Annotated in this window: 11 protein-coding genes; 8 read left to right on the top strand and 3 right to left on the bottom strand. The window is 42.9% G+C overall.

Features of this window, described 5'->3' with window-relative positions:
• The first annotated feature begins 12 nt into the window (after nt 1–12).
• From LZG75_RS08790 to LZG75_RS08815, 6 genes are read left to right on the top strand one after another with little or no spacing between them, the layout of a single operon-like run.
• On the top strand, nt 13–690 hold the full coding sequence (locus LZG75_RS08790; RefSeq protein WP_233924156.1) for a 3-oxoacid CoA-transferase subunit A: 678 nt from the start codon (nt 13–15) through the stop codon (nt 688–690).
• A 31-nt stretch (nt 691–721) separates the two neighbouring features.
• Nucleotides 722–1,384, top strand: coding sequence for a 3-oxoacid CoA-transferase subunit B (locus tag LZG75_RS08795; RefSeq protein WP_233924157.1), 663 nt, complete (start codon nt 722–724; stop codon nt 1,382–1,384).
• A gap of 36 nt (nt 1,385–1,420) precedes the next feature.
• Nucleotides 1,421–2,416: a tripartite tricarboxylate transporter substrate binding protein gene (locus LZG75_RS08800; RefSeq protein WP_233937267.1), complete on the top strand. Its 996-nt coding sequence runs from the start codon at nt 1,421–1,423 to the stop codon at nt 2,414–2,416.
• A 26-nt stretch (nt 2,417–2,442) separates the two neighbouring features.
• Nucleotides 2,443–3,615 carry a thiolase domain-containing protein gene (locus tag LZG75_RS08805; protein WP_233937268.1) on the top strand — a complete coding sequence of 391 codons (1,173 nt, stop codon included), beginning with the start codon at nt 2,443–2,445 and terminating at the stop codon, nt 3,613–3,615.
• On the top strand, nt 3,612–4,013 hold the full coding sequence (locus LZG75_RS08810) for a Zn-ribbon domain-containing OB-fold protein (protein ID WP_233924160.1): 402 nt from the start codon (nt 3,612–3,614) through the stop codon (nt 4,011–4,013). Before LZG75_RS08805 ends, LZG75_RS08810 begins: the two co-directional genes overlap by 4 nt.
• The gene (locus LZG75_RS08815; protein WP_233937384.1) at nt 4,006–5,205 is read left to right on the top strand and encodes a class I SAM-dependent methyltransferase; all 1,200 of its coding nucleotides are present in this window, start codon (nt 4,006–4,008) and stop codon (nt 5,203–5,205) included. The genes LZG75_RS08810 and LZG75_RS08815 overlap by 8 nt, the downstream gene beginning before the upstream one ends.
• A gap of 8 nt (nt 5,206–5,213) precedes the next feature.
• On the opposite strand, the gene LZG75_RS08820 is transcribed toward LZG75_RS08815, so the two are convergent.
• Nucleotides 5,214–7,103 carry a hypothetical protein gene (locus tag LZG75_RS08820; RefSeq protein WP_233937269.1) on the bottom strand — a complete coding sequence of 630 codons (1,890 nt, stop codon included), beginning with the start codon at nt 7,101–7,103 and terminating at the stop codon, nt 5,214–5,216.
• Between the two features lie 294 nt (nt 7,104–7,397).
• On the opposite strand from LZG75_RS08820, the gene LZG75_RS08825 reads away from it, so the two are divergent.
• Nucleotides 7,398–8,084, top strand: coding sequence for a Crp/Fnr family transcriptional regulator (locus tag LZG75_RS08825; protein ID WP_233937270.1), 687 nt, complete (start codon nt 7,398–7,400; stop codon nt 8,082–8,084).
• Nucleotides 8,085–8,311: 227 nt separating this feature from the next.
• Here the strand turns inward: LZG75_RS08825 and LZG75_RS08830 are convergent, their stop codons facing one another.
• Both LZG75_RS08830 and LZG75_RS08835 read right to left on the bottom strand, forming a co-directional pair.
• Nucleotides 8,312–9,655, bottom strand: coding sequence for a hypothetical protein (locus tag LZG75_RS08830; protein WP_233937271.1), 1,344 nt, complete (start codon nt 9,653–9,655; stop codon nt 8,312–8,314).
• A 115-nt stretch (nt 9,656–9,770) separates the two neighbouring features.
• Entirely contained in the window at nt 9,771–10,412 is a 642-nt protein-coding gene (locus LZG75_RS08835) for an outer membrane protein (RefSeq protein WP_233937272.1), read from the bottom strand.
• A 261-nt stretch (nt 10,413–10,673) separates the two neighbouring features.
• Here LZG75_RS08835 and LZG75_RS08840 point away from each other — a divergent pair, with 261 nt between their 5' ends.
• Nucleotides 10,674–12,935, top strand: coding sequence for a hypothetical protein (locus tag LZG75_RS08840; protein ID WP_233937273.1), 2,262 nt, complete (start codon nt 10,674–10,676; stop codon nt 12,933–12,935).
• The last annotated feature ends 16 nt before the right edge of the window (nt 12,936–12,951 follow it).

Consider the following 12,951-nt stretch of genomic DNA (forward strand, 5'->3'; position numbering starts at 1 on the left):
GGGAGGGCAGTAGTGATCCAAAAAATCGTCGCCAATACAGCCGAAGCAGTGAGAAATATTTTGGATGGCGCCACCATTCTGGTGTCAGGATTTGGAGGCGCAGGCCTACCATTTCAGCTTTTAGATGCCCTCCTCGAACAGGGCGCTAAAGACTTAACCATTGTGAGTAACAATGCTGGTAATGCGGGTTTGGGGATTGCTAAATTAATTGCTAATGGACGGGTACGCAAAATGATCTGTTCATTTCCACGTCAACCTGAATCTGGGGCTTTTGATGATTTATTTCGTGCTGGAAAAATTGAATTGGAATTAGTGCCACAAGGCACTTTAGCCGAGCGTATACGTGCTGGCGGTGCAGGTATAGGCGCTTTTTTCACCCCTACTGCTTATGGCACTGAACTAGCAGTTGGCAAAGAGATTAAGGAGATCAATGGTGTTCAACAAATTTTAGAAATGGCGATTCAAGCCGATTTCGCATTAATTAAAGCTGATCTAGGTGATCGTTGGGGCAATTTAACGTATCACGGTACAGGCCGTAATTTTGGGCCTGTCATGGCTACTGCCGCAACGTGCACGATTGCTCAGGTAAATCGGCTGGTGGAATTAGGAGAATTAAATCCCGAGACGATTATTACCCCCGGGATTTTTGTGAAGCGCGTGGTCTGTATCGGTGAACGGGAGAAAAAATGACTCTCAAAATAAATTCAAGGCGGGGCTTAGCATGGATCTAAGTCAGCTTAAAAAGCGTAGTACTGCAGAGATTGCTAAACGCATCGTCGCAGACATACCCGATGGCGCAACGGTGAATTTAGGGATTGGTCAGCCAATGACTATTTCCAATTATTTACCGCCTGATCGCGAAATTATTTTGCATAGCGAAAATGGTTTGCTGGGTATGGGGCCTTTAGCTGTAGGCGAACAAATAGACGAAGAAATTGTTAATGCGGGTAAACAACCTGTCACGATGCTGCCTGGCGCATCATTGTTTCATCATGCTGATTCATTCGCCATGATTCGCGGAGGGCACATTGATATTTGTGTTTTAGGCGGCTTTCAGGTTTCAGTAGCAGGTGACTTAGCTAATTGGCGTACTGGCGATCCCAAGGCCATTCCAGCAGTAGGTGGAGCGATGGATTTAGCTTTAGGGGCAAAAAAATTATTTGTGATGATGGAACATCTGACTAAATCAGGTGTATCTAAGATTGTTAATACTTGTACCTACCCCATTACAGGGCTAGCCGTGGTTGATTGTATTTATACCGATTTAGCAACAATTTTAGTTACCCCAAGTGGGCTTGTTGCACTCGATTGGGTGGACGGTTTAAGCTTTGAGCAGTTGCGTGAACTCAGTGGAGTTGAGCTACGCAATGGCAAAAGCAGTTAAGTTGATGCAGATCAGAAGAGCGCGGCAGATTACATCATGAGACAAGAATATCGTTTTATATCCCTATTTACTTCGGGACTGGCTACTTTACTGGTCTTATGCGGTACTGCGGTATTCGCGGCGACCGATAACTCGACCTATCCATCGAAAACCATACGCTTGATTGTCGGGTTTTCTCCTGGCGGAGCAGCGGATACGGTAGGGCGCTCGTTAGCAGAAAATTTATCGTTACGCCTAGGTCAATCAGTCATTGTTGAAAACCGTGCAGGGGCCAATGGCAATATCGCTGCAGAATTAGTCGCGCGTTCAGCGCCTGATGGCTATGTTTTATATTTTCCTTCGATTGGCCAAGCAGTCAATGCTTCGCTGTATAAGAATCTCAATTACGATCCGATTAAAGACTTTACGGCAATTGGTAGCGTTTTTTCGGCGCCTAATATGTTCGTGGTGCCGATGAGTTCGCCCTATAAGACAGTGGGCGAGCTCATTACCGTAGCTAAAGCAAGCCCAGGCAAACTCACTTTTGCTTCTAGCGGTAATGGCACCTCAGTCCATTTATCGGCTGAACTTTTCATGAAAATGGCCAATATTGATTTAGTCCATATTCCCTACAAAGGAACTGGTAGTGCAATGGCCGATATTATTTCGGGGCAAGTAGATATGGCTTTCCCGAATTTACCCAGTGCATTACCGCAAGTGAAGGCTGGAAATTTACGGGCTTTGGGTGTTACTACCGCCAAGCGCTCCCCTGCAGCCCCCAATATACCCACCATTGCAGAAGCAGGTGTACCTGGGTATGACATGGGCACATGGTATGGCTTAGTGGGTCCAGCGGGCTTACCAGTAGAGATTCGGAATCGTTTAAATAAAGAACTACAACTGATTTTGGCTGATCCTAAATTTAAAGATAAATTAATTGCGCAAGGAGCTGATCCAATGCCAGGCACTCCAGAACAATTTACCCGCTTTATTTCCAGTGAAGTTGAGCGCTGGCGCAAGTTAATAGTGCAATCGAAAATTACCATTGAATAATTGCGCTGGTCCGCTAGGAATTACGAATGTCATCTAAATCAAACGCCTGCATTGTAGGTATTTATGAACACCCACTACGGGTAGCGCCTAATCATACGGTGGCGCAATTGCATGCTGAGGTAGCTCGAGGTGCGCTATTAGATGCAGGCTTAAGCTTAAATGATGTTGATGGCTACTTTTGTGCTGGCGATGCTCCAGGAATGGGCCCAGTGTCGATGGTCGATTATTTGGGCTTAAAAAAGGTTAACTATCTTGATTCAAGCGATATTGGTGGCGCTTCTTATTTAGCGCATATAAATCATGCTGCTCGCGCAATCGCCCAAGGGCAGTGTAAGGTTGCTTTGATTACCTTAGCAGGCCGGCCTAAATCAGAGGGTTCGAGCGGTACACAGGTGCGCAGTCAACATGCATCTGCGCCCGACTTTGCTTTTGAAAAACCCTACTCACCAGCGCCATTAAATACGTATGCGATGTGTGCCATGCGCCATATGTTCGAATTTGGCACTACCAGCGAACAGCTGGCGTGGATTAAAGTAGCCGCCTCAGCGCATGCGCAACATAATCCCCATGCTTTACTGCGGGAAGTGCTAACGGTAGAAGATGTTTTAAGCTCGCCAATGATTGCTGATCCCTTGCACCGAGCCGATTGTTGTGTGGTAACCGATAGCGGCGGCGCAGTAATTGTGGTGCATCCCGATATCGCTAAGTCATTAAAGCGCCCAGTAGTACAAATGCTGGGTGCTGCTGAATCGGCTAAAGGACAAATGGGTGGCAAGGTCGATTTAACCTATTCTGGTGTAGCTTGGACTGGCCCTCGCGCGTTTGCAGAAGCCGGTATAACGCCAAAGCAAATTCGGTATGCCTCGATTTACGATAGTTTTACTATCACCGTATTAATTCAGTTAGAAGATTTGGGTTTTTGTAAAAAAGGCGAAGGTGGTCGTTTTGTCGAGCACGGCCAGTTAATCGCTGGTAAAGGTTCGCTAGCTTTTAATACTGATGGTGGTGGCTTATGCAACAACCATCCAGCCAATCGAGGCGGTATGACGAAGATCATTGAGGCAGTGCGCCAATTGCGCGGTGAAGCCCATCCGGCAGTGCAAATTCCGAATCTGGAATTTGCTTTAGCCTCTGGCATTGGCGGCGCTCTGGGAACGCGCCACGGTGCAGCCACCTTAATTATGGGCAGAGTGTCATGAGCAATATTTTGAATGTGCCCTTGCCAAGCCCAGTGATTAATGCCGAAAATAAGCCGTTTTGGGAGGCGGCTCAAGAGGGGCGTTTGTTATTAAAAATGTGCTCAACTTGCAATGAACCCCATTTTTATCCCCGAACGATTTGCCCGCATTGTGGCAGCGATCAAACCCGTTGGGTTGAGTCGAGTGGTAAAGGCGAAATTTATTCGTTTACCGTTATGCGCCGTGGCGTAGAGGTACCATTTGCCATGGCTTATGTGACCTTAGAAGAGGGCATCAAAATGCTAACGCATATTACCAATTGTGATTTTGATGCAATTTATATTGGTCAACCGGTTAAGGTGGTGATGCAAGAAACCCAAGAAGGTCAGAAAGTACCGTTGTTTGAACCCATTGCCTGATAAGTCTACCGTTACTTGGCTTGAGGGCGATCAAAGCCACTCGGCACTTTGGCATTCAGAAAATCGACTGCTGCCCCCTAAAAAAATGGTGCTGGCAGACGATACAATCCCCGCAGACGATGCGTATCGGCTAGCTTGTGAGGGGACTGCATTATTATGGCGGGGCGACTTTCAAAATGCCCGGCAACTTTTACAAGCAATTGCGCGGCGCATTGATCGCCCACGGAAGAAAAAACGTGTTTCCAAAAAGAATGTGCAGGAGAAGCTGCATGACAAATTGCCAGTTGCAATAACAAATGATGTATTTAATCTGCATCGCCTAGCGCAATCACAGCGTGCGAGAACTTTAGGTCAGATCATAATTCGCGTAGACCCAAATCACCAGATTGCATTACGCCGAGCACCATTAGTTGCAGAAGCTTGCTTTGAGGCTTTCGGGGAAATCAATGCGTCTTACCTCATTTCCTTACGCGAATTATTGGGTTTAGTAGGTGCCCATGAATGGCGTAAAAAAGGGGTAGTAATTAAGGCTTTAGACGCCAATGGCACGCAACGTATTTATCCCCATTACGGTGTTTTTTCCCCGATTCGCGGTGAATATCTTGAGTTGGTGGCAAATGCTGTGCTACCAAAAGCGCTTAGCTTGAATTCCACAGCATTCGATATTGGTACAGGAACGGGCGTGCTCGCTGCCATTTTGGCAAAGCGTGGCATTGAAAAAATTATTGCCACTGAGATTGATGCGCGTGCCTTAATCTGCGCACAAGAAAATCTCTTACAGTTGGGCTTAAGCGAGCAGGTGACCGTAGCTGAGTACGATTTATTTCCGCCAAGTAAAGCAGCCCTCATCGTTTGTAATCCGCCGTGGATTCCAGCACGCCCGAGTTCTGCATTAGAGCGCGCTATTTACGATCCCGATAGTCAAATGTTACGCGGGTTTATCAATGGCTTAGCTGCGCATTTAGAAACAAATGGCGAAGGGTGGTTGATTCTTTCCGATATAGCTGAACACTTAGGTTTACGCTCGCAGGCAGAGTTAATGACGTGGATTGAAAATGCAGGCTTAGTGGTTCTGGGAAAAGAATCCATCAAGCCACGTCATCCCAAGATAAGTGACGCAACAGATCCGCTACATGCTGCGCGCTCTGCTGAGATCACTAATTTGTGGCGCTTGGGAGTGGTTGAGCGCTAAATAATTGACTAGCTACAACTTTGTACGGTCCATGCAGAGCTAGTTGCACTACCAGTAGCTGGCGCATAAGCCCATTCCGCACTGCTATTGCACCAAGCTGCAACACCGGCATTGCACTTGTATAAAAAACCATCGCTAGCTTTTACGATGGTTCCACTTAAATAGCTACCACGTCCAGCTGGATATACCTGTGAACCACTTGGACAGTTATTACTAATACTTGATGTTGGGCTTGACAATGGTGATGTCGTAGCACCACCAATGGTGGTTTGAGTAACGGCACTAAAGCTAATGTTTAAGTTAGCAGCTAAATTATTAATCGCAGCATCTAATAAATTAAAGAATTGCGTTCTGCCAGCAGTAGTAGAAATATTTAAAATAGTAGTCGAGCTCAAACCAGTGGCTGTTAAGGCTACAGTAAAAGCTTTATTACTATCTGCGGGCGCTATATAGCTATATTGGTTGGAACTGTTAAGGTATGCCATCGTTCCAAATACGTTACTAAAAATAGTCGCAATATCTTGAGCATTTAATTGCACACTATTTGTAGCAAGAATTGCGCCAGAATTAAATGTTTTTTGGTTATAAATTTGATCAAGGTATAAACGAATTTGGCGGGGATATAAAATAAAGGTTGAACCAGCAGATTCTGTTGAGCCAATGGCTGCTATATAAGCGGTGTCAGACAAGCTGTAGTCACCTATTGATTTCAATTGCGCCATTTCTGGGTTTGTTGTGTACATCCCCGCGCAGACTCTGAAATAATCTTTAATGATTGCGGAATACGTACCCGCGTTATAGGCCGCGTTCAAAATTAAATCATAAATATTATTTACAGCTTGAGCCGAGCTAGGTAGCGATAAATTACTCATACATTTGGCATAATATTGAGATTGGGGACCCCAAGTTTGCGCATTATTCATTGCCAAACGATTCATATCATTAAAATGGAAATATGCGGCGGCTAATGGGCCAAAGTATTTTTGATCAAGGGAATCTGGCCCCTTACTTAAAGTTTGACTACCGTTATCTTGTTGTTCCACGGTATACCCAAGGCCTTTTTGGAGTGCCACAAAATTAACCAAACCAATACCGCTTGAATCTTCAAGGCGTTTTGAGTAGTCATTAATTTGATATGGCCCACCTTGGCCAATCGCTAATAAGCTTGCCCGTTGCGCATCATTTGCATTGATCCAATTGGTCGAATTAATATAACCTGCTGTATCAATATTTTCTTGCAATAATTGACCAAACAAACTGCCATAAATATAATCTTTATTAAACTGTAAGTTCGGATATTTTTCGCGCATCATTCGTCCAAGCAGGGCTCCGGCGACATAATTTGAAATCAATAAATCCGTGTAATTTGAAGTCAAGGTTAATTTTTCAATATTTCCAGAGCCATAGGGCAAATTCAAGTGATAATTAATCACCCCACTAGCAGTACTTAATGGCGTAAATTGAATGGGAGATGGTAAACCATTTGTAGCATTGGTAATATTAGATGGGGCGGGTGGCACCGCAGTCGGTGGATTGACTAAGGGTATTGGTTCAGCTATCGGGGTTGGAGCAACTCCACAATTGCTTATTAATGTCCATGGCTGACCACTCCCAGCACCCCCGCTATTCGTTTCTGGATTATTTCCTTGGGTCCACCAATTATTTTTATATTCACTCCCATTTTGTACTACCAGCATGCCAGGGGTTGCATAAACTTTATTGGTATCCCAAGTAGCAATTCCATCGCATGTTGAATTTGTCAGGCCATTGGCCGATAGTTGTAAAGCGCGGTTTTGCGCTACAGTAGGTTCATTAGATGACCCGCCCCCACAGGAGATGAGCCATAAAAGTGGTAGCAAATACACTATCGACAATAATTTTTTTAAATAAGTAAGCATCGCATTCTTCTTGATTTAATTAGGCGCAAGGATTCGCCCGCTTAGCCAAGTCTAATAGACCCTTATAAGCCCTATCAAGAAATGAATTATTTTGGGCGGTAATAGTACCGATTTTAAGAATTATGTTGATTTTTTAATTAATTTTAAGATCCACTTTAGTAAAGTAAATTTTTGCTAAACTATTTCCAAAGGGGTATTAATTGCGCCTAAAAGCCAGTTAATTTATCCTGAATAATTGAAGGGTGACTCTTTTCGCCGCCTAAAATTTATAGTAATTTGCGGAGACTTTAACTGATGACACTCTCACCGACAGTTTCAAATTTACTACTGCAAAACATCCCCCTTTTTTCTTTGTTATCTGAAGATAGCTTAACTTTACTTTCGAGGGCAACGGCTAGGAAAAAATTTCCAAAAGAATACCTTATTATTTCTGCTGGTGAGCATGCCAATAATCTTTATGCAATTATTAGTGGTGAAGTAAAAGTCTTCATGAATGATAAAAAACAGAAAGAAATTATTATTACCAAGTTACATAAAGGAGACTTCTTTGGGCATATGGGGTTATTAGACAATAGCAAGGGTTTGGCTTCGGTGATGACAACCAAAGATACGGAAATATTATTATTAAGTAAAATTGAATTTCAAAAGTGTCTTAAAAAAAATCCTAATTTGGTTTTAGAATTACTACATACCATGGTTCACTATCTTCGTGCCGCAGATCACAAGATCAGTAGCCTTGCTTTGTTAAGTGTTTACCAGCGCGTTGCTGATTTTCTAATCATGACAGCCAAGCCAATGGGCGATAAGCGGGCATATGTTGATGAGGCTTCAAGACAAGATATTGCAGAAGTTGTGGGCGCTTCTAGAGAAATGGTTGGGAAGGTATTGCATAGCTTGGAAATGAAAGGGTTGATCCAGATTCACGGCAAAGCAATCGTTTTAAGCCAGGAGATTGCATTACCCACCAATGATGACGAATAAACACCTGTTCCAGAGGCGACTTCATTGCCTCTGGAACAGGAGGATAAAGTCATTATGGCAGAGATGCTTATGGTAATTTTTTTTAAGGTTTGTTGGCACATCAATACTCTTGGCAATATTCAATTTGCTTGTTTAGCTTTATTTTGAGTGAATCATTTAATTTATGAAAAAAATAGCATTAAAAAATGCTATTTTTTTCATACACAATCTAAATATAGATCATCGCCTTAATTGGCTATCCCTAAAGATTTTGCAAAAGCTTTTGAAGTCTGCCCAGGTGATGTTGCGCCTGCATTATTGAAATAAAGCCAATCTGCTGAGGCTTGCCACATCATCATGCCATTCATAATTGGCAGAGAGTTGGCGATATCGGAGGTTAAGCTATTTAAGACTGTTAAATAAGGAACAGCTGGTACGGATACTGTAAATTCTGAGCCAGCACCTGCCTGATTATTGACTGCTTCTCCAAGCAGTACCCCGGAAACTGAATCTGGAACACAAGATGAATTAGGAAAACTTCCATTGGAACAGCTAGAGCTGCTTAAAATTGAAAAGATTTGTGCAAACTTAGCCAAAGATCCCAATGCCATAGGATTCGTACCATCAATAGTGTAGCCATATTGGTTATATAGTTGGGTCTGAATGTAGTCAACTTTCCCAGCTGCAATAGCTGGATAATATTCATTATTGGCAGGACTCCCTCCCTTCCCCCAATAAACGCTCATACTGGGATCTTGGCATCCCCCTACGAAAGGTGGGTTGTAATTGGTTCCTGTGCCACCGCCCGAGGAATACCAAACATTATTTTGTGGGCTTGTGGACACAAGGTTGCTTTGACTGGAAACTATTTGTGGTGCTATTGAAACCTTAAGATTGGCGCTCTTGATTGCTGTAGCAGCATCCAAAATAAAAGCACTGCAATGACCATTTTCTAATTCCAAATCAATTCCTACAAGCTGCGGCAATCCAGCAGCATTTAAGGCGGTGTTGTAGGCTTGCACTTGCTTAATAGCTGCATTTGCAAAAATTGTCCCATTTCCTGTAAAGAGGGTGCCATTGCAGGGGGCACCACGCGGATCTCCATAGCTGCATGTGGTGCCGCCCCCTACTGTATAGAAATTAAGGGTTCCTGGAGATTCAAGTGAAATAATAGACTTCATATACCCAAGATATGTTGGGTTAATGGCTCCATTAGAATTTACGTCAGTTGCAGACATGGCGCCAAACATGACCATATTGTAATTTTTCATTCCAGAGCTACCAATTGCATTTGGTAAATTGCTCATATCTCCCACCGCCGTCATATCAAAATAAATTGACGACTTCTGACTATTCTGTCCAATCCTATCCATTGCCGCTTTAGTTGATGTTACCGAAGTCGAGACAGCACTATTCGAGGTAGCGCTATTCGCTGTAGCACCATTAGGCCCACCTGCACTAACCGCACTAGCTGAAGTCACTCCAGTAACTGCACCACCAGAGGCGACATCATTGCCACCACCACAAGATGCTAAAGCTATGACTGAGGTAGCGCAAATTAAAATGTGTTTTATTGATGAGTTTATTTTCATTTTGATTGATCTCGTTTAATGGATACTTTTTAAGTTTAAGAGACTGATTAAGTCTTACCCAAGCAATAAATGATTAAAAGCGGTAATAGTGCCGATTTTGATAAAAATTATTGAATTAGAATTTATAACCAACCCCAACTAGGGCATTCATTGCATTAATGCTAACGGTGCCGGTCGCATTATTTGCTAAGTTTTGGTTACCGTAGCTGGTGTAGTTAACCTCACCAAAGCCATACCAATTACCCATAATAATTTGACGATAACCTAGACCCAAAGAGTAGCCAGTAAAGTTATCAGTTTGTTCGGCCTTATATTGAGCACCTGCATAGCCAATTTTGGCGTAGGCTAGTTTCTCTTTATCAATCGCCCACGCTGGTGAGATAAAAATATTATAAGAATTTTGTTTTTTCACACCTTGCTGCTCAGTGTATTTAGCGCTAGGAATAGTTACAGTGTAATTGGTCGAAGGGCTCTCAATTGGAGAGTACTCAGCACCAATGCCTAAGAGAAAGGCATTTGTGATCGGAAAGTAATAGCCTGCTGCGACTGTGCCAGTAAAGTAATTGAGATTACTAGAAGAGACTGAATAGGTATAAGGGGTACCAGTTACAGTACCGCCTGAAAAACTTGGCGCAGAGGACTCATAACCAATACCAATTTGCCCATAAAACCCTTGAAATACTGATTGGGCAAAAGCACTAGGAGCGATGCATGCGCTAGTTAGTGCTGTGGCAATGATGAGTTGTTTGGTTTTCATGGGAGCCCCTGATTGATTATCAATAAATTTATAAAAATGATTATCTTATGAGAAGGTAAAAGCATCTAATCTCATTAAAAAAAGTATATTTTAAAAGTTGTAGTTACATACAAAAATATCGTAAGGGAATACCCGTAGCTTGCCTAAAAAACCATAGAAGAATGGTAAAAGTACCGAATTACAGTACTTTCTATAAGGAAAAGAGTAGATATAACTATAATATTTTTTATATAAATTGATTGACCTTAAAGGATGGCTACCATGAAATCTAAACTTTATGTATCTTCAGTTGTATGCTTAAGTGTTTTTACCTTAGCATCTTGTGGCGGCGGTGATGGTGGTTTATCGAGTAATTCACCAGGTGCCACTAGCGCATCTGCTACATCTGCTACACCGATTACTGCTGCGATTGATAAGGTTGGAAATAACTTGGGCCCAACCCCAATTACGGCGACCGTTCCTGGCTGGCCTAATTATCTTGCGATGGGAGCTGTTGGTGGACCAAATACATTTCCTCCAACTAATCCTCCAGTTCCAGGTGCTGGTGGAATTTTAAATCAGGATGATTTTGGTGGAACTCCAATTGATGCGGTATTTAAGTACGGCGGAATAAATGGCAATGGCGATCCTGGGGTAATCGATCCTCCAACCTTAGCCCTAATGATGTCGAGCGATCTTAATGGAAGTCTAAGCTTGTTCACTTCATATGGGACTAAAGCCATACCAGGTATTTCTTACCAAAATGGTAAAGTTGCACGGCCAGTTTTAGTGGAGTACACATCACAAATGAGTGGTGGATTAAATTTAACTGACTTTACAGATACGCTATCTCCCACTGGATGGGATAACAAGACTTATCTTATGTCCCGTCACTTTAGCTCTCTAATGGGCGATGTGATGGCATTATATGCAAACCCAATAACGTTGAATAGTCAAAATTACTATGGCTCCATCATTATGAATCCAGATCTTTTTGGGTTCATACAGCAAAATAATTATATTGGGGTTGTAAATGATGCACTTCCAGCGGGGAGAGTAAATCTAGCAGTGGATAGGGCGCTTTGTTTAATGACGCCAACAAATCGGACATACACTAATACGTTTAATCCAAATGCATTAAGCCCACCATTCCCACCATATTTAACATCACCTACTAATTCTTTCTCAGGCTCAGTAGTGGGGATTTTGACCCAAATGTTAAAAGCTAATTATCCTGTTTACAGCATTAATTCAACAAGTGGCTTAGAGCCATTTTGGAATGCCGCTACAAATAATCTCATCAATGGGGGAACTCCAACGGTAGTTGGCGCTTGGTTTAATGCTTGTACTGCTAATCCAACATATGACAAAACCCAATATAATCGTCCGAATTTTCCTGCTGGATTTGATGGGTGGATACAGGCACAGAATTGGATTATTCGGACATTTGCTCCGCCAATTAATGGTCAAAATACTGTTACTTTTGGTTGGCATGACAATATGTCTGCCGTCAATACTGGCTGGTGGGTTCATAATGATTACCCCACTTCCGCTGGGGCTACAATCCCCAGTGTTTATTCAACCCCCGTTTCACAATGGCTCTGCGCAAATGCGCCGAGTGCAATTTGGACGAGCTCCAATTCTTCTGTAACCGGCAATTGCCCAACTGGCTTATATAAACCCGATTTTTTTGTATTTGATCGATACGAGCATGACGACAGTATGGTTCCCGATGATTCTCAAGCCACTTTATATAATGCGCGCGATTGGGATAACTATTTAACAGCCGTAGGACAAGTTAGTAAGAATTTTAGTAATATACCTGTGATGATTTGGCAGATTCCTGGTTCGGGACTGCCAATTCAAGGTTATGCTGAAATATGGCCCGGCGGTACTCCTTCACCCTCTTATGTATTTAGCTCCGCACCCGCTTATTTTTTTGGAGACACAAATACTAATGCTAGTTTAAGTAATATCATCATTGGTACTCCACCTGGAATTCAGAGTCTTACCTCAAGTGGACTTACGGCAACTGTTACAACTACTGCTCCGCACCAACTAACAAATAACTCTTCGACCCTGATTGCACAAGCAGTTCCTCTCGCCTATAACGGCTCCGTTAATTCAATTAACGTTACGGGTTCAAATACTTTTACCTATACTTTGGCTGCGTCGCCTGGTAGCTCTGCAACTTCTATGGGTATTTATGCCGGCAATAAGGAGCCACTTGCTTCAATTTACGCGGGAGCTTATCCCATGCCTTGCACTGGATCATTAAGCTATAACTGTAAGGTGGGCACCACTTATCAACAATACCTTCTTACCTACCCTGGTGGAAATTATAATTGGAGCCAAAATAATGGAAAGTTAGCTTTAGCAGCTTCCAATAATGTATTTGCCATTATGTGGGGCGGTGGTAATACAACTAACGTGATCTATAACCTGCAGGATCAGCCTGCCTCAGATGGAGGTAAGTTGAAACAAATGCTAATAAATTATTATCAGTGGACGCCGCCAGGCAATCTCACTCCCACTACTAAATAAATAAAGTTGAACTCTA

Source organism: Polynucleobacter sp. IMCC30063 (genome assembly GCF_021395235.1).
GTDB lineage: Bacteria > Pseudomonadota > Gammaproteobacteria > Burkholderiales > Burkholderiaceae > Polynucleobacter.